Here is a 15,471-nt window from a genome sequence, read left to right as displayed (position 1 = left end):
ACGATGACTCGCCTACCCCGCCCTGACCTGTCCGACCGTCCACACGACATCGCCGTCGAACGGATGATGTCGGCCTCGCCCGAGGCGCTCTACGAAGCCTGGACGGAGCGATTCGACCTCTGGTTCGCGACTCCCGGCTCCCTCGCGATGCGAGCCGGGGTCGACGAGCCGTTCTGGTTCGAGACCCAGCACGAGGGCGGACGCCACCCGCACTACGGACGGTTTCTCGAACTCGAGCCCGGCCGCCGGGTCGAGTTGACCTGGGTCACCGGCGCGGCCGGCACCGAGGGCGCCGAGACGGTGGTGGCAGTCGAGCTCAGCCCTGCCGAGGCTGAGACAGCCGGCGGAACCAGCTCCGGCACCAGACTGCGGCTGACCCACCGCGGCTTCCCGAACGAGGCGTCCGCCAAGCAGCATGCCGACGCCTGGCCGTTCGTCCTCGCTCACCTCGACGACCAGCTTGGCAAATCCGATACAGAAGGACCAGGAGTTACCGCATGACCAGCGACACATTCAGGCTACGGGCCTTCCTCGCCGCCTCTCCGGAACGTGTCTTCCACGCCCTGACCGACCCGAACGGCCTGCGTAGCTGGCTGGCCGAACACGCCGAGGTCTCCTTGCCTGACAAGCAGTTCTCGTTCTGGGGCAGGTACACCCCCAACGGCGACGCCGGACGGCAGCGGCTGCTCGACGCCGAGCCGGGACGGCTGCTGCGCTTCGCATGGGATCTCGATTCCACCGAGCGGATCGTCGAGATCGGCCTGGCGCCGGACGACCACTCAGGCGACGGGCCGGCGGGCACGGTGCTCACGCTCACCCAAACCGGCTCGACCACCTACGACCAGATGGTCGAGGGCATCCAGAGCGAGGCCAGCCTGTGGGACTGGCGACTGCCGATCGCCAACCTCGCCAACTACCTCGAGGGCCGGGCGCCGGCGCCAAGGCTCGACTTCACCGAGCAGCCACCGGGCGACTCGGTCCGGATCGACGTACCGATCGACGCGCCGGCGGAGCAGGTCTTCGCCGCGTTGATCGAACCGGACAAGCTCGACCGCTGGTTCGGCAACGACAGCTTCGTCGAACCGCGGGTCGGCGGCGAAATCCGGTTCAGCCCACAGGAACAACCAGTCAAGATCTTCGAGCTCGAACCCAACCGGTCGCTCGCGTACTCCTGGCGGTGGCAGGGCAAGCAGACCGCCGTGCGCTGGGAGCTCGATGGCTCTGGAGGCCAGACGCAATTGACGATCGTGCACAGCGGCTTCGGTGACGACCAGCCCGGCGCGCGGCAGCACCTGGGCGGCTGGCTCTGTTTCCTCGCCGAGCTACGCCGGATGCTCGAGGTCGGCGCCGCATGGCGGCCGATCGAGATTCGGATTCCCGGCATGCCCGATGACCACATCGCACACGCCTACGCCGACTGACGAAAGCCGATCACGAGGACACCATGAAGACGAGTTCTTTCGACGCAGCCGCGTACAAGATGCAGCAGCGCGCGCACTGGGAAAACTCCAGCCCGGGATGGGACGCCTGGACCGAGGTCTTCGAGCGCGGAGGCGCTTCCGTGACGGCTCGCCTGCTCGAGCTGGGCCGCGTCCGGAAGGGTCAGGCCGTCCTCGACGTCGCCACCGGACAGGGTGAGCCGGCGCTGAGCGCAGCCGGGCTGGTCGGGCCGACCGGCCGGGTCCTCGGTGTCGACGCCTCACCGGCGATGCTTTCGGTGGCCCGCCGACGCGCCGGCGACCTGCCGCAGGCCGAGTTCGCGGAGGCCGACCTCGACGCGATCGATCAGCCGGAAGCGTCGTTCGACGTGGTGTTGTCGCGGTTCGGCCTGATGTTCGCCGTCGATCCCGTGCACACCTTGAACAGGCTGGCGGCCGCGCTGCGGCCAGGCGGCGTGCTCGTCGCGGCCGTCTGGGGCCCGGCCTCCAGCAGCCTGGTCGCGACCGGTCCTGGCGTACTCGCGCAACGGCTCGCCCTGCCCGCGCCCGAGCCCGGCACGCCCGGACCGTTCAGCCTCTCCGATCCGGATCGGTTGGCCGGCCACCTCGCCGAGGCCGGCTTCGTCGAGGTCTCGATCGCCGAACACACGGTGCCGTTCTGGTTCGACACGATCGACCAATACGTCCGCTACAACCGCGACATGCTGCCGCCGGGCCTCGTAGAGAAGGCCGACGAGCAACCCGGCGCCTGGGACGCCCTCGTGGCGGCGGTCCGTCCCTACGAAGAAGCAGACGGCACGCTTCCCCTCCCCTCGCTCGCCCTGTGTGTACGAGCCGTCAAGCCGGCAGGCGGCCATGCACACTGACCACCTCCAACCTCGGACCGCGGCTAGGGCGCCGCCGAGAGCGCCGCCAACCCTGCCAGGAAGGCCTGCCGTTCGGCCTCGGTCAATGCGGCGTACGGCTGGGCGGCCAGTCGATTGGTCTCGGCTTCGATTCGCTCACGCAGCTCACCCGAGTGCAGCGCCTGCATCTCCTGCGCGGTCAGCCCTTCGGCCGCCCACGCAGCCGCATGCGCGTCGGCGCGGTGATAGCGCAGCACCGCCAACCGGTTGAACAGCACGAGCCCCGGCGGATCCCCAGCCCGCTCATACGGCAATCCCAACGCGACGAAAACGCCCCCACCGCCAGTCTCGGCGACCCGCGCAGCCGCGATGTCGCCGGCAGCCGCAGCAGTCCGGTTCGCAGCAGCCCCGCCATCTCCACCGGTCGCGACGTTGGTGGCGGGCCCGTCCGCAGCAGACGTGGTCGTCGCGGCGCCGATCGCCGATGTGGTCGCGGCATCGGTGGCCCCGGTCGTAGCGGCTCCGGCGGTCCCGGCGTTCGTGACAGGCCCTGCCACAGCGGACGTGGCCGCGGAGTCGGTGGCGGAGGTGCTCGCAGCGCCAGCGGCCTGCGTCGCGGCGGCGGCCGCCACGTCGGCATCCTCGGCGGTCCCGGTGGCGTGGGCTGTCGCGGCAGTCGGGTTCGCGGTGTCGGTCGCAGGCGGCGTCGGCGCGGTGTTGGGCGTCGCGGATGTGGCGGTGAGTAGGCGGTTGGCCAGGGCTGCGAGCGTTGTGAGGTCCGCGGGTGCCGGCTGCCAGAAGGTGGTGGCGACCTGGGCGTGCAGGTCGTACAGCGAGTTGGTCCAGTCCACTGTTCGTTGAGTCGGGCGGACCAGGTCGCCGTCGGTGTGGAGCCAGTTCGCCGTGGCCAGTTCGGCGACGGCGGTGGCGACGGCGTCGGGCGCCGAGTAGCGAAACGCCAGTTTGACGACGGACAGTCGTAGCGGGCGGTCCCGCTGCCGCGACGGGTCGGCGAGGGCGAATCGCAGCGAGATGAGGATTCCGGCGTGTTGTGGGCGGTCGAGTCCGCTTTGTCGGAAGGCGGCGGCCGCTTGCCGGTGGAAGGCCTCGTGTGCGCGGTCGATGAGCGGCGCGACCTCGGCCGCGTAGTGCGAGATTGGACTGCGATCCGCATCGTCCATTGGCCTGCTGGATTGCACCCAACAGACCCTAACCTCGATCGTATGGAGCAGAGATTTCTTGGCCGGACGGGCCTGAAGGTAAGCGAGCTGTGCCTTGGTGCGATGTCGTTCGGCAACGAGACGGACGAACAGACCAGCCACCAGATGCTGGACCGGTTCGTCGAGGCTGGTGGCACGTTCATCGACACCGCTGACGTCTACAGCGTCGGTGTTTCAGAGGAGGTGGTTGGACGCTGGCTGAAGGGCAAGACGCGTGACGACCTGGTGATCGCGACCAAGGTTTACGGCGACATGGGTCCCGGGCCGAACGACGGTGGTGCCGGGCGTAAGCACATCGTCGCCGCGGTTGAGGCGAGCTTGCGACGGTTGGGCACGGACTACATCGACCTGTACCAAGTGCACGTCTTTGACGACGCCACGCCGCTCGAGGAGACGCTTGGCACGCTGGACAAGCTGGTCAGCAGCGGGAAGGTGCGGTTCGTCGGGGCCAGCAACTACAGCGGCTGGCAGCTGCAGAAGTCCGTCGACCTGGCGCGCCAGCACGGCTGGGAGCCGTACGCCTGCCTGCAACCGCTGTACAACCTGCTCGACCGCGAAGCCGAGTGGGAACTGGTCCGGGTCTGCCAGGCCGAAGGCCTCGGCCTGATCGCGTGGAGCCCGTTGCGGGCCGGCTGGCTGTCCGGCGCTTACCGGCGCGGGATGAGTGCGCCGGTGTCCGGTGGACGGATCGACCGGATGAGCAACGACAACCCCGACTGGGGCGAGACCTGGCAGAAGTACGCCAACGAGCACACCTGGAACGTGCTCGACGCCGTGCACGCGGTCGCCGAGGAGGCGGGCAAGAGTCCGGCTCAGGTGTCGTTGCGCTGGCTGGTGCAGCGGCCGGGCGTCACGGCGCCGATCATCGGTGCCCGGACGCTCGCGCACTTCGAGGACAACCTCGGCGCGGCCGGCTGGAAGCTGAGCGACGAACAGATGGACCGGCTGACCAAGGCGAGCGACAAGCAGCTGCCGTACCCGTACGACGTGCTGGCCCGCTTCGTGCGCCGCCCATAGGCCGTCCGTAGCCGCTCGAGGCTGTGGATAACCGACCTGGGGACAACGCTCACGATCTTGCTTGACCGAGCGCACGATGGCGCCCATGACTACATCGAAGGCGCTTGACAGCGCGGAGAGTATTCGCAGGTTGATCGAGGAGACCTTCCTCTCGACAACCTGCGGCCCAGGGATCACGTTCCTGCTGTGCGACGACCAATGCCACGGCAAAGCGGCCGTTCCGGTCGACGGCGCTCCCCCGGACCCGCCGTTCGACGAATGCCTACGGATCGCCTCCGCGTTCGCATCGCTGGCCGGCAAGGAGCACGGAGCGCTCCTGCTGGTCATCGAGCGAGCCGGGCCGGAGTCGATCGTTCAGTCCGACATCGACTGGCTGCGGGCGATGCGGGAGACCTGCGCGGAGCATCGGGTCCGGCTGCTCGGAGTCTGGGTGGTTACGCCGAGACAAGCCCGCGAAGTCGCTCTCGACGACCTGCCCCGCGCCGGCCTGCCTACCGGCTAGGGGGTGTCCTGTAAGTGTCGGTGGATAGCGAGGACGCCCGGCGGCGTAGCCGCCACATGAGCAGAGTGGCGCCGGGCTGGCACCACGGTGGTGGTGCGGAAGGGTGCCGGGCTGGCAAGGCGGGTGGAGTCGATCGCACAAGGTCATACGGGCGATCTTCGTCCAACGCAGCCAGCGTGGGGCCAGGGCCGCCGCAGCCCGGCGACACTTGCAGGACACCCCCTAGCCACCCGTCGGCCCGGTTGGGAGTACGGAGGCGATCGTCGCGCGGAGCCAGTCGTGGTAGCCGTCGGCGAAGTCCTCCGGAGGCAGCACCTGCACGGTTTCGAACCGGCCGGGGTCGATGTCGAGCGCGAGCCGCACCAAGGTGTGCGTCGAGTCGCCAACCCACAAAGGGTTGTCGAGCTCGACGAACGCCCGTTGCGGCTCGTCGGCGAGGCGACTCCAGTACTGGTTGAGCAGGACTCCGGCCACCGAACGCAGCACCTTGCCCCACGGCTCGACCAAGGCGGGCGGCACACCGGGTGTTTCCAGGCTCGGCACGCCGAACCGTTCCATGCCGAGCAGGATCAGCCGGTCGCCTTCCTGGTAGGCCGCCCGGGTCCAGTCACCGAGCGGCAGGCGGTGCAGCACCGGCGGGCCGGTGAGGTCCCAGTCGGTCTGCCGCCTGGGCCGCAGGATCTGGTTGGTGTACGGATCGAGCACCAGGCCCGCGGCCTCGAACGCGAGTGCGTTGGCCACGCCCTGGCTGATCGTCGCCGGCCGGGCGGGCCATCCTGGCCAGCCGTTGTAACGGATCACGAGGCAGCGCTCCGACTGCGACACCCGCAGCACCAGGTCGGGTGTGTTGCCGGCTCCGTTCAGCTGCTCGACCGACGGCAGCTGGCTCTGCCCTGCGAGTGCGACCTGCAACGTGCCGGGCGTCGGCTCGCCGTCGGTGGGCTCCAAACCGTCCATCCGGCTGGCCCACAGCCGCGCGATGCCACCCAGATCGTCTGGGACCTGCCGGAGCCCGGCCACGAGGTAGACGGACTCCAAGGACGCCGGCACGGTCACGATCAAGGGTTCACCCATGCTCTCGACCGTATCGACTAATCGGTGAGAAACGGGCCTGCGAAGCAGCGGCCGGCGTCAACCGAGCTGGTCAAGCCGGCAGCACCCGGCTGACCAACTCGTCGCTGAGCTCCCGCAGCCGTTGCCGGGCAGCGGAGTCGTACGCCTGCGGCTTCGCTCGCGCCTCCCGCAGGCCGTTGAAGAAGCGGCCGGTCACGCCGTCGAGCGCTGGATCGGTGATCAGGCGAAGCGTGGCCGTGCCACCCTCCTCCACCGTGCTCATCGGCTGCCCGCCGAACTCGGCGACCATCGGCGTGTCCATGAACGTCGCCGGGTGCAGTGTGTTCACGGTCACGCCGGTGCCGGCCAGTTCCTCGGCCAGGTCGATGGTGAACATGATCTGGGCCAGCTTGCTCCGGCGGTACGCGACCATTCCGTCGTAGCCGCGTTCGAACATCGGGTCGTCGAAGTCGAGCGGCTCCTGGCCGAGTGACGAGACGTTGACGATCCGGGCCGGCGCGGACTTGCGGACGAGTGGGAGCAGCCGCCGCGCCAGGTGGTAGCCGGCGAGGTAGTTGACCGCGAAGCGCAGCTCGTACCCGTCAGCCGACAGTTGCCGGGACGCACCAGGCGGGCCGAAGCCGATGCCCGCGTTGTTGACCAGGACGTCCAGCCGATCGAGCGAGTCCAACAGTTCGCCGGCCAGGCGGTCGACCTGGCGCAGGTCACCCAGGTCGGCGAGTACGGTCTCGACCCCGAGGCTGGTACGCAGAGCCTGGAGCTTGTCCGGATTGCGCCCGTGCGCGACGACGGTGGCGCCGGACGAGACCAGCTCGCGCACGAGGTAGGCGCCGAGCCCGTCGGTGGCACCCGTGACGAGGATGACCTGCCCGTTCAACGTGATCTCCTCCTGTTGCCTGATGAGCTTCTACTGCGGTCCGGCCAGGCGTACCCCACCCTCGCACGGCAACACGACGCCGGTCGTGAACGTCGACTCCACGAGGTACTGGATCGTCTGGGCGACGTCGTCGGGCCGGCCGACGCGGCCGACCGGCGTCAGCTTGGCATACGCGTCGAACGTGCCCTGTCGCGTGGCCTCGTCCAGGAAACTCCACCACGGCGTGTCGATCACGCCCGGCGAGACGACGTTGACGCGGATCGGCGCCAGGTCGATCGCCGCGATCCGCATCCAGGCCTCCACCGCGGAGTTGGCGGCCGCCAGTGCCGAGATGCCCGGCATGTTGCCCTGCGCGCTGAGCGCGGAGACGCCCGTGATCGAGCCGCTCTTGCTCAGCACCGGAAGCACGGCGCGGACGGTCGAAATGTAGGCGTGCAGCTTGCCGTCGACAGCTTCCCGTACCTGCCCGACGGTCAGTTCGGAGACCGGGCCGAACGTTCCGGCCGCGGCCGTCGCCGTGATGACGACATGGTCGACCGAGCCGAGCCCGGCGAAGAACTCCGACATCGCCGCCTCGTCGAGCGCGTCGACGGCGGTGCCGGTCGCGCCGGCGGGCAACTCGGCAAGGGCGGCCTGCAGGCGCTCGGGGTTCCGGCCGGTGACGACGACCTCGTGGCCGGCCTTCGCGAGCCGTTGCGCGGTGGCCAGGCCGACCCCCGACGTACCACCGACGATGACTGTGCGTTCCATGTACTCGTTCCTCCCAATTCCAATACACGGTGACTCGTTAATGGATAGCGGTACACCGTGTCTTGTAAAGTGCAAGCCATGGACGAAGTGCTCCCCCGCGGCCGGCCGCGCAGTGAAACCGCCCGGCGGGCGGTGCTGGACGCGACGCTGCGGTTGTGCGCTCAGGACGGATACGCGGCGCTGACGATGAAGGGCATCGCGGACGAAGCCGGCGTCGGACGGCAGACCGTCTACCGGTGGTGGCCCGCCAAGGCCGACGTGGTGCTGGAGGCGCTGGCGGACATCGCCGCGCGGGAGCTGCCCCGCTTCCACCGGACCGGCGACGCGCTGCGGGACGTACACACGGCACTGCGTCTCGTCTTCAACCTGCTCCCGGTGACGGGAAAGCCGCTGTCCGGGCTGATGGCCGACGCGCAGCACGATCCGGAGTTGCAGGCGCGTCTGCAGGCAGCGCTGCTCGGGCCGCGCCGAGCGTTGGTGGAGCAGATCCTGGAGGACGGGATCGCGGCCGGGCAGCTCGAGCGGAACGTGGAGCCGAAACTCGTGTCCGACCTGCTGTTCGGCACGATGTGGTACCGCCTGCTCGGCGGACACGCCCCCGTCGACGACCGCCTGGCCGACGACCTGCGCGAGGTCGCCCGCCGGCTGCTTACGTAGTCATTCGCGCGAGGCGGACGGCGAGGCCGATGAAGACCAGGCCGGTGATGCGGTCGAGCGTACGGCGGACGACGCCCCTGGCCAGCAGGCCGCGGATCCGGTCGACGAGGGCGACGAACAGCATCCACCAGACCAGGGCCGAGAGCACGGTGATCACGCCGAGTACGAGGACCTGCGGAGCGACTGGCATCGAGCCGTCGATGAACTGCGGGAGGAGGCTGAGGAAGAAGAGGGCCGCCTTTGGGTTCAGCACGTTGCCGACGAAGCCCTGGACGAACGCCTTGCGGCGGCTGCCGGTTGGGGTGGGCGGTGTTGGTGCGTTGGGCTCGGCGTTGGTGTTGGGCTCTGCCTCAATGGCGGGCTCGGGTGCGGTTTCGGCTGAGGCTTTGGTGTCGCGCGGCTTTCGGGACGCAAGCAGCGCGTGCACGCCGAGGTAGACCAGGAACGCGGCACCGATCAGCTTTACGACGGTGAACACCGTCGCGGATCGGGCCAGTAGGGCGGACAGGCCGAGGGCGGCGGCGGTGACGTGAACGCATAGACCGCACAGCACGCCGAAGGCGGCCGAGCGACCGTAACGGCCGCCGCGGGAGGCGTGCCGCAGGATGAGCGCGAAGTCCGGGCCGGGTATCGCGTGCGCGATAGCGACCGTCAGAAGAAAACCGAGTAGGACCGTCGTCGACACGTCTTCCATCCTGCCGGGTGGTGGCAACAGGTGGTCGGTGTTTCGCTGACGGCCGCGCCACGGTTGGCTTCCACCGACCGCCACCACGGCCGATCGTCCACCACGGCGCGGCGCTGGTCGATCGGGAACAGGTGGAGCGGATGGCGGCGCCAGCTGAGTCAGAGCAGCCGGAAGCACAGCGCGGGGGTAGGCGGCACTGCAGCAGCCGGGGCGAGCGGTGGGCGTAACGGGGCAGCTGGTCAGAAGAAGTTCTGGCACCACGGGGTCGGGCCCTGGAAGATTCTGGTCAGGGCGGCGACGTCGGCCTCGGTGGCGCCCATGAGCAAGCCGCGGCGGAAGAGTTGGGCGGGGTTGGACCAGCCGGTGTAGAGGGCGGCGAGCTGGCCGATTCCCATGGCTACCGCGGGTGCCGAGGTGGTGGTGGGCTCGAGGGTGCCTTTGCCGTCACTGACCGCGAGGGTCCAGCGGCCGGTGTTCCACGCCGCTCCGGGGTCGGTGAGGTCAAGGCGGACCTCGGCCGAGACGGAGTCGTCGTAGCCGCGGGCGGCGATCGCGCCCTGGGCGTCGACGAGGCGGGTCATCCAGCACCAGCCTTCGCCGTGGGGGCGGGTGCCGCGTTCGCTGAGTTGCATGGTGAGGGCGCGGTTCTGCGGCGCCACGAACGTGATCGTGCGCGCGACGGGATAGTGGCCGGCCAGCAGGCGGGCGAAGGCCAGTTCGGTGTCGAGGTCGGAGGCGACGTGATGCCCCACCGCGAGCCGGAAGAACTCGCGGTTGCCGCTCGACTCCTTGTGGGAGAACGTGATCGACCCCGTGAGGCGCCCGGAGTGCTCGGCGACGTACGCCTCCTGGATCCCCGGGTAGCCCAGCATCCGCCGGGTCGCGAAGAAGTCGCCGTACGAGAGGTTGCCGGGCTCCTCGCACGCGAGCGAGTCGTGCAGCGCGCGCATCGCGGGCAGGTCGGCCTCCTCGGCCGGGCGGACGACGACCGGGGACGACGGCTTGGGCAGGTCGGCGAAGTCGCGCAGGTCGACTTCGTACTCCGGGAACGAGCCGGCGACCTCCCAGCCGTGCCGCCGGTAGAACGTGTGGTTCATGGGATAGAGCGTGGCGATCACCTCGCCGCGTTCGCGCATCGCGTCGAGTGCGGCGGCGACCAGCCGCGAGCCGACACCGCGCTGCCGGTACCCCGGGTCGACCGCGACGCCGGAGACGCCGCCCATCGGCACCTTCCGGCCGCCGAACCACTGGCCGAGCTCCCAGATCGAGAACCGGCCGACCAGTTTGTCGCCGTCGGTCGCGACGAGGCGCCGGTCGAGCGGGTTGTTGGAACGGTCGTCGTCCTCGTCGAACGCCGACGGCCGGGCCGAAAACGCCAGCTGGCTGAGCTGATGCAGCGGCTCGCGTTCGTCCTCGCGTGCGGTTCTTACCTCGATTCCCACAGAATCGGACGATATCTGGCGAGCCCAGCCGTCGGACAGTGGATTTCCGCGCCGGCTACTTCCAGGCGACCGACTCGTCGAGCTGCTCGCTCGGCTGCGTCAGGCTGTACCAGTTGCCGGAGTCGTCGCGGAAGATCGCCTCGACGCCGTACGGACGGTTCTCCGGCTTCTGGATGAACTCCACGCCCTTGGCCGACAGCTCGGCATACGTGGCGTGGCAGTCGTCGGTGTTGAACGCGCCCGCGCCCAGCACGCCCTTCGCGATCAGCGCCTTGAGCTGCTCGGCGGACTCCGGATCCATCGACGGCGGGCCCGGGACCATCAGCGTGAGCTGCAGCTCGGGCTGGTCCTTCATACCGACAGTGACCCAGCGCATGCCGCCTTCGCCGAGCGTCATGTCGAACCGCTCTTCCAGACCCAGCTTCTCGGTGAAGAACTTCTTGGCGGAGTCCTGGTCGAGTACCCACACCGTTGCCAGGCCGAGGGACGTGATCATGCTGTTCCGCTTTCTACGTAGGGAGATGTGCGCTTCTCACGCTAGGTCTTCCCCGTCCGGAAGGGCTTCTTGATTCTTGCGGAAGCCACCGGCCCAGAAGAGTACGAAGCAGCCGGGGATCGGCGGCGGCCCGGAGCTGCGCGCCGACGCCTGGAACTCGCCGGGCGTCAGCCCGGTCTGCTGCTTGAATCGCGTGCAGAACGTGCCGAGGCTGGTGAACCCGACCAGCATGCAGACCTCGGTGACCGTCAGGTTCGCCGACCGCAGCAGCTCCTGGGCGCGCTCGATCCGCCGGCGGCTGAGGTACTGACCGGGCGTCTCACCGTAGGCCTGCTTGAACAGCCGTACGAAGTGGTAACGCGAGTAGCCCGCGGTCGCCGCCACGGCGTCCAGGTCCAGCGGCTCGGCCCAGTCGCGATCCATGGCGTCCTTGGCGAGCCGCAGCCGGCGCAGCAGCGCGGTGTTCACGCTCCGATGCTGGCACGGCTCCCAGGTGCGGTCACAGCGGCGGTGACGGTGTGTCGTAGCAGTACTGCGGTCGTGACGGGTCCGACGCCGCCGGGTACCGGGCTCAGGCCGCCCGCCACCGGCTCGACGGATGCGGCGTCGACGTCGCCGACCAGCTTGCCCTCCGGCGTGGGGTTGGTGCCGACGTCGATCACGTACGCGCCGGGGCGAACGTGCCGATCCGTGATCAGGCCCGCGCGACCGGCCGCGACCACGAGGACGTCGGCCTGCCGGGTGATCGCGGCCAGGTCGGAGGTACGGGAGTGCGCCACGGTGACCGTCGCGTTCCGGTCGAGCAGCAGGTGAGCCACGGGCTTGCCGACGACGGTCGAACGGCCGACGACCACAGCGTGCCGGCCGGCCAGATCGATCTCGTGGTGGTCGAGCAACGCGAGGACGGCGGCGGCCGTCGCGGGAGCGAACGCGGGCTGCCCGGCGGCGAGCCGGCCGAGGCTCAACGGGTTCGCGCCGTCGACGTCCTTGGCGGCGTCGATCGCGCCGGCGAGCTGCTGGGCGGACGGCAGGCCGGCCGGGAGCGGCGACTGGAGCACGATGCCGTGCACGGCATGGTCGGAGTTCAGCTGCCGGAGCGTGGCGCGGATGACCGAGCCGTCGGGTTCGGCCTCGATCACCTCACAGTCGACGCCGACCTTGGCCGCGGCGTTGGAGATCGTACGGACGTACCACGCGCTGGCCTCGTCGCCGCTCACCACCACGACGGCCAGCTTCGGCGGCGTGGGGCGGGCCGCGACAGCCGAGGCGACCTCGGCGCGGATCGCGGCCGCCGGTGCCTTGCCGTCCAGGCGCATGGCGGTCACTTGACGACCTCCTCACGCACAGCCGCGATGGTCGCGGCGGCTCGGGAGACGAGGCAGTCCACGCCGCCGACGGCAGCTGGGCCGCCGAGGTGGACCTCGACGTCGACGCGGGCAGTGGTCGCCACGGCGCTTGCGGCAGGAGCAGGAGCAGCAGGAGCAGCGGCACCGGCACCGGCAGAAGCAGCGGCAGGAGCAGGAGCCGCGGCAACGGCAGCGGTGAGGGGGTTGCGGTTGCCGATCTGCAGCGGCTCCTCCGCGAGCTCGATCAGCTGGGCCGAGGTGACCTCGGCGTGGATCGCGGGTGGCGGGGGGTTGGCGGTCAGGTGCGCGGCGGTCACGTGGCGATCTCCCTGCGGACGGTCGCGACGATGGTGGCGGCTCGGGCTACCAAGTCGTCCACGCCGTCGTCGGCGGCGGGTGGGGAGCCGAGGTTGACTTCGACGTTGACGCGGGCGGTGATGGCTGCCGCGCTGGCAGCGGCCGCTGCCGCGGCGACGTCGGTGAGGAGGTTGCGGTTGCCGATCGGCAGCAGCTCTTCCGCGAGCTCGATCAGCCGGGTGGCGCCGGCCACGACGGCGGCGGGTGGGCGGGCGGCTTCGACCAGGGCGGACCGGATCGCCTGCTTGCGGGAGTCCTGCTGCTCGGGTGTGTCCTTCGGCAGCCGGTAGGCCTGCGAGACGACCTCGAACGCCTCGGCGTCCTCCGCGGCCAGCTGGAGCGCCTCGGCCCGGCGCTCGTCGGCCTCGGCGATGATGCGTTCGATCGTTGGCGCGTGCTCGGCGTATTTCGGGGACTGGCTGTAGCGGCCGACCATCGCGAGCAGCGCGGCTGCCTGGGCGGCCTGCAGAGCGGCGGCCGCGCCACCTCCGGGCGCCGGAACCTTGGCCGCCAACTGCTCGAGGAAGTCGCCGATGGTGATGTCGTGCAAGATCGATACCTCCGTGGACAGGCTCGGAAGCACCCAGGCGATCGATGCCGCTCGACTCGTGACCGCTCCCCGGTGGTGACCCACCTACGCCAGTCGCGGTTTCGGCCAGACTACCTCTGCTGCTCGCGCGAGTTGGGCTACGACTCTAAGCTCTACGAGTCCGACGTCCAGGGAGGGAACCAGCTGTGTCCGCGCAGCCACCACAGTGGCAGCCGTCGCCTCAGCAGCGGCGGCCGCAACCGGGGCAGCAGCCGCCAGGCCGGCAGCCGTCGCCTCAGCAAGGGCAGCAGCAGCGCCCACCGCAAGGCCCGCAGCAGGCAGGTCCCCCGCGCTCGCCCGGTGCCCGCCGCGGCCCCAGCGAGCCGGGCCGATCCACAGCGCCCCCGAACGGCACCGGACGCGGTCGGGTCGCGCTGGCCGCCGGCCTGTCCGTCGTCCTGCTGATCGGCATGTTCACCGCCGTCACCTGGGCCGCGATCGCCGCCGAGAAGCAGCGGGAGCGGATCGCCGCGCAGCCGAGCCCGACGCCGTACTCCGTCCCGAAGTCGGCGGATCCGACCGAAGCGCCTCCTGCGAACGTTCTGGCCAAGCTGCCCACGAAGCCCGATCTGTGCGCGAAGCTGCAGACCGCGCTGGCCGCCGAGCTTCGGCCAGGATCCGCCAAGCCCAACAAGACGAACGACGGGGAGCGCCAGAACTGCCGGTGGGGCTCGCTCGACAAGCAGCGGGCCACCTGGGTCGCGCTCGAGGTAAGCGTGTACCCGGATCGCGAACCGGCGACCGCGATCGCCACTGCCGGCCAGGAGCTCGCCGAGGACAAGGACTACGCCGCCGACACCAAGAGCAACGGCGGGTTCCACAAGAACGTCCACGACGTCAGCGGGATCGGCGACGAGGCCTTCGGCGACGACTCGAGCAACATCATCACAACCGATGACGTGGGCGAGAAGGAGGACGAGATCAACTACCACGTCGCCGGAGCGCACCTCTACGTCAGGTCGGGCAACGTCCTGATCGAGGTCAACTTCCTCGGCGCGACGTATCCCGAGACCCAGAACGTCAAGACCCTGCGCGGCACCAACCTCACCTACGAGCAGGCGGAGCCGAAGGCCAGGCAGATCGTCGAAACAGTCGTGGAGCAGCTCAAGTGAACGTCGAGCTGCGCCCGCTCGCGATCGACGACTGGCCGGCGGTCCACGCCTGGGCGAGCCGCCCGGAGGCCTGCCGGTTCCAGACCTGGGGCCCGAACACCGAGGACGAGACGCGGACGTTCGTCGCAAGTGCGGTCGCGGACGCCGCGCTCCAGTCGCCGCCGCGCCTGTTGTACGTCTTCGTGGTCGACGGCGACGTGCTCGGCAACGGCGCGCTGATCTTCCACAGCCGGGCGCAGCGGCAGGGCGAGATCTCCTACATCGTGCATCCCGATCGCTGGGGACGCGGCATCGCGAGCACGGCCGGGCGGGAGCTGCTGAGGATCGGGTTCGAGGAGCACGGCCTGCACCGGATCCAGGGCACCTGCGACCCGCGTAACGCCGGCTCGGCCGCGGTGCTGAAGAAGCTCGGCATGCGCTACGAGGGCCGGATGCGTCACACCCAGCGCATCCGCGACGGCTGGCGCGACTCGGAGCTGTTCAGCCTCCTCGAGGACGAGTGGGCCGAAGCCGGCCGCGGGATATCGTCGGGAGCGTGACCGAGCAGCCGACGGGTCTCGCGACCCGGATCTACGAGACGGCCCACCTGACCGGCGAGTTCCTGCTGCGTTCGGGTGTGACGACCAGCGAGTACTTCGACAAGTACCGCTTCGAGTCCGACCCCGCGCTGCTGCGCGAGATCGCCACCGCGCTGGCGCCGCTGGTCCCGTCGGACGCCGACGCGCTCGCCGGCCTCGAGCTCGGCGGGATCCCGCTGGTCACGATGTTGTCGCAGGTGACCGGGCTCCCGGCGTTGTTCGTACGCAAGCAGCCCAAGACCTACGGCACCTGCCGGCTCGCCGAGGGCGGTGAGGTCTCGGGCCGCCGGCTGGTCGTGGTCGAGGACGTCGTGACCTCCGGCGGCCAGATCATCATCTCGACCGGCCAGCTCCGCGAGCTCGGCGCGCAGGTCGACACCGCGGTGTGCGCGATCGACCGCGAGAGCGGTGGTGTCGAGAAGCTCGCGTCCGAGGGCATCGAGCTGCGCTCGCTGTTCCGGATCAGCGAGCTGCACAGCTAGACG

The 15,471-nt window shown here is 69.9% G+C and carries 20 protein-coding genes and 1 riboswitch; of the genes, 9 read left to right on the top strand and 11 right to left on the bottom strand.

Translation table 11 applies throughout. From position 1 onward, the window contains the following. The first annotated feature begins 3 nt into the window (after positions 1-3). Genes ACYVF6_RS45935 through ACYVF6_RS45925 form a run of 3 tightly spaced genes read left to right on the top strand, consistent with a single transcriptional unit; the run spans position 4 to position 2,305 of the window. Positions 4-501 carry an SRPBCC family protein gene (locus ACYVF6_RS45935; protein ID WP_460533496.1) on the top strand — a complete coding sequence of 166 codons (498 nt, stop codon included), beginning with the start codon at positions 4-6 and terminating at the stop codon, positions 499-501. Further along, complete coding sequence (locus tag ACYVF6_RS45930) at positions 498-1,421, top strand: SRPBCC family protein (RefSeq protein ID WP_460533493.1); 924 nt, start codon at positions 498-500, stop codon at positions 1,419-1,421. The genes ACYVF6_RS45935 and ACYVF6_RS45930 overlap by 4 nt, the downstream gene beginning before the upstream one ends. 23 nt (positions 1,422-1,444) lie before the next feature. Further along, positions 1,445-2,305, top strand: coding sequence for a class I SAM-dependent methyltransferase (locus tag ACYVF6_RS45925; protein WP_460533490.1), 861 nt, complete (start codon positions 1,445-1,447; stop codon positions 2,303-2,305). Between the two features lie 23 nt (positions 2,306-2,328). Here the strand turns inward: ACYVF6_RS45925 and ACYVF6_RS45920 are convergent, their stop codons facing one another. Next, positions 2,329-3,465, bottom strand: coding sequence for a hypothetical protein (locus ACYVF6_RS45920; protein WP_460533487.1), 1,137 nt, complete (start codon positions 3,463-3,465; stop codon positions 2,329-2,331). Positions 3,466-3,507: 42 nt separating this feature from the next. Here ACYVF6_RS45920 and ACYVF6_RS45915 point away from each other — a divergent pair, with 42 nt between their 5' ends. Further along, positions 3,508-4,521 (top strand): aldo/keto reductase, encoded by a 1,014-nt coding sequence (locus tag ACYVF6_RS45915; RefSeq protein WP_460533484.1) that lies wholly within the window; start codon positions 3,508-3,510, stop codon positions 4,519-4,521. 85 nt (positions 4,522-4,606) lie between these two features. Continuing rightward, positions 4,607-5,023 (top strand): hypothetical protein, encoded by a 417-nt coding sequence (locus ACYVF6_RS45910; RefSeq protein ID WP_460533481.1) that lies wholly within the window; start codon positions 4,607-4,609, stop codon positions 5,021-5,023. A 222-nt stretch (positions 5,024-5,245) separates the two neighbouring features. On the opposite strand, the gene ACYVF6_RS45905 is transcribed toward ACYVF6_RS45910, so the two are convergent. From ACYVF6_RS45905 to ACYVF6_RS45895, 3 genes are all read right to left on the bottom strand, one after another. After that, the gene (locus tag ACYVF6_RS45905) at positions 5,246-6,097 is read right to left on the bottom strand and encodes a hypothetical protein (protein WP_460533478.1); all 852 of its coding nucleotides are present in this window, start codon (positions 6,095-6,097) and stop codon (positions 5,246-5,248) included. Between the two features lie 70 nt (positions 6,098-6,167). Then, positions 6,168-6,974 carry a Rossmann-fold NAD(P)-binding domain-containing protein gene (locus ACYVF6_RS45900; protein WP_460533475.1) on the bottom strand — a complete coding sequence of 269 codons (807 nt, stop codon included), beginning with the start codon at positions 6,972-6,974 and terminating at the stop codon, positions 6,168-6,170. A gap of 30 nt (positions 6,975-7,004) precedes the next feature. Beyond that, positions 7,005-7,724 (bottom strand): SDR family oxidoreductase, encoded by a 720-nt coding sequence (locus ACYVF6_RS45895; protein ID WP_460533472.1) that lies wholly within the window; start codon positions 7,722-7,724, stop codon positions 7,005-7,007. A gap of 78 nt (positions 7,725-7,802) precedes the next feature. Between ACYVF6_RS45895 and ACYVF6_RS45890 the strand changes: the two genes are divergently transcribed. Further along, on the top strand, positions 7,803-8,381 hold the full coding sequence (locus tag ACYVF6_RS45890) for a TetR/AcrR family transcriptional regulator (RefSeq protein WP_460533468.1): 579 nt from the start codon (positions 7,803-7,805) through the stop codon (positions 8,379-8,381). Here the strand turns inward: ACYVF6_RS45890 and ACYVF6_RS45885 are convergent. The 7 genes from ACYVF6_RS45885 to ACYVF6_RS45855 form a co-directional block, all read right to left on the bottom strand. Beyond that, positions 8,374-9,066, bottom strand: coding sequence for a LysE family translocator (locus ACYVF6_RS45885; RefSeq protein ID WP_460533465.1), 693 nt, complete (start codon positions 9,064-9,066; stop codon positions 8,374-8,376). The two genes, ACYVF6_RS45890 and ACYVF6_RS45885, sit on opposite strands and share 8 nt — an antisense overlap. A gap of 239 nt (positions 9,067-9,305) precedes the next feature. Continuing rightward, on the bottom strand, positions 9,306-10,508 hold the full coding sequence (locus ACYVF6_RS45880) for a GNAT family N-acetyltransferase (RefSeq protein ID WP_460533462.1): 1,203 nt from the start codon (positions 10,506-10,508) through the stop codon (positions 9,306-9,308). Between the two features lie 55 nt (positions 10,509-10,563). Beyond that, positions 10,564-11,004 (bottom strand): VOC family protein, encoded by a 441-nt coding sequence (locus ACYVF6_RS45875; protein WP_460533459.1) that lies wholly within the window; start codon positions 11,002-11,004, stop codon positions 10,564-10,566. A 36-nt stretch (positions 11,005-11,040) separates the two neighbouring features. After that, entirely contained in the window at positions 11,041-11,472 is a 432-nt protein-coding gene (locus ACYVF6_RS45870) for a helix-turn-helix transcriptional regulator (protein WP_460533456.1), read from the bottom strand. Beyond that, complete coding sequence (locus ACYVF6_RS45865; protein WP_460533548.1) at positions 11,469-12,320, bottom strand: bifunctional 5,10-methylenetetrahydrofolate dehydrogenase/5,10-methenyltetrahydrofolate cyclohydrolase; 852 nt, start codon at positions 12,318-12,320, stop codon at positions 11,469-11,471. Before ACYVF6_RS45865 ends, ACYVF6_RS45870 begins: the two co-directional genes overlap by 4 nt. A 5-nt stretch (positions 12,321-12,325) precedes the next feature. Beyond that, the gene (locus ACYVF6_RS45860) at positions 12,326-12,667 is read right to left on the bottom strand and encodes a hypothetical protein (protein ID WP_460533453.1); all 342 of its coding nucleotides are present in this window, start codon (positions 12,665-12,667) and stop codon (positions 12,326-12,328) included. Then, positions 12,664-13,257, bottom strand: coding sequence for a cyclodeaminase/cyclohydrolase family protein (locus ACYVF6_RS45855; protein ID WP_460533450.1), 594 nt, complete (start codon positions 13,255-13,257; stop codon positions 12,664-12,666). Before ACYVF6_RS45855 ends, ACYVF6_RS45860 begins: the two co-directional genes overlap by 4 nt. A 24-nt stretch (positions 13,258-13,281) precedes the next feature. Continuing rightward, a riboswitch (ZMP/ZTP riboswitch) is annotated at positions 13,282-13,364 on the bottom strand. Between the two features lie 78 nt (positions 13,365-13,442). On the opposite strand from ACYVF6_RS45855, the gene ACYVF6_RS45850 reads away from it, so the two are divergent. Genes ACYVF6_RS45850 through pyrE form a run of 3 tightly spaced genes read left to right on the top strand, consistent with a single transcriptional unit; the run spans position 13,443 to position 15,468 of the window. Next, positions 13,443-14,408: a hypothetical protein gene (locus ACYVF6_RS45850; RefSeq protein WP_460533447.1), complete on the top strand. Its 966-nt coding sequence runs from the start codon at positions 13,443-13,445 to the stop codon at positions 14,406-14,408. Further along, positions 14,405-14,947: a GNAT family N-acetyltransferase gene (locus tag ACYVF6_RS45845; RefSeq protein ID WP_460533444.1), complete on the top strand. Its 543-nt coding sequence runs from the start codon at positions 14,405-14,407 to the stop codon at positions 14,945-14,947. The genes ACYVF6_RS45850 and ACYVF6_RS45845 overlap by 4 nt, the downstream gene beginning before the upstream one ends. Then, complete coding sequence (gene pyrE, locus ACYVF6_RS45840; RefSeq protein ID WP_460533441.1) at positions 14,944-15,468, top strand: orotate phosphoribosyltransferase; 525 nt, start codon at positions 14,944-14,946, stop codon at positions 15,466-15,468. Before ACYVF6_RS45845 ends, pyrE begins: the two co-directional genes overlap by 4 nt. Positions 15,469-15,471 lie beyond the last annotated feature (3 nt).

This window comes from Flindersiella endophytica (assembly GCF_054779015.1).
The sequence above is the reverse complement of the archived record's forward strand: the minus strand, read 5'-3'. Positions and strand labels throughout refer to the sequence as shown.

Excerpts from the sequence above, each read along its gene's own strand:
- ACYVF6_RS45935 (WP_460533496.1), top strand. The coding sequence starts at position 4 with ATGACTCGCCTACCCCGCCCTGACCTGTCCGACCGTCCACACGACATC.
- ACYVF6_RS45930 (WP_460533493.1), top strand. The coding sequence starts at position 498 with ATGACCAGCGACACATTCAGGCTACGGGCCTTCCTCGCCGCCTCTCCG.
- ACYVF6_RS45925 (WP_460533490.1), top strand. The coding sequence starts at position 1,445 with ATGAAGACGAGTTCTTTCGACGCAGCCGCGTACAAGATGCAGCAGCGC.
- ACYVF6_RS45920 (WP_460533487.1), bottom strand. The coding sequence starts at position 3,465 with ATGGACGATGCGGATCGCAGTCCAATCTCGCACTACGCGGCCGAGGTC.
- ACYVF6_RS45915 (WP_460533484.1), top strand. The coding sequence starts at position 3,508 with ATGGAGCAGAGATTTCTTGGCCGGACGGGCCTGAAGGTAAGCGAGCTG.
- ACYVF6_RS45910 (WP_460533481.1), top strand. The coding sequence starts at position 4,607 with ATGACTACATCGAAGGCGCTTGACAGCGCGGAGAGTATTCGCAGGTTG.
- ACYVF6_RS45905 (WP_460533478.1), bottom strand. The coding sequence starts at position 6,097 with ATGGGTGAACCCTTGATCGTGACCGTGCCGGCGTCCTTGGAGTCCGTC.
- ACYVF6_RS45895 (WP_460533472.1), bottom strand. The coding sequence starts at position 7,724 with ATGGAACGCACAGTCATCGTCGGTGGTACGTCGGGGGTCGGCCTGGCC.
- ACYVF6_RS45890 (WP_460533468.1), top strand. The coding sequence starts at position 7,803 with ATGGACGAAGTGCTCCCCCGCGGCCGGCCGCGCAGTGAAACCGCCCGG.
- ACYVF6_RS45875 (WP_460533459.1), bottom strand. The coding sequence starts at position 11,004 with ATGATCACGTCCCTCGGCCTGGCAACGGTGTGGGTACTCGACCAGGAC.
- ACYVF6_RS45865 (WP_460533548.1), bottom strand. The coding sequence starts at position 12,320 with ATGCGCCTGGACGGCAAGGCACCGGCGGCCGCGATCCGCGCCGAGGTC.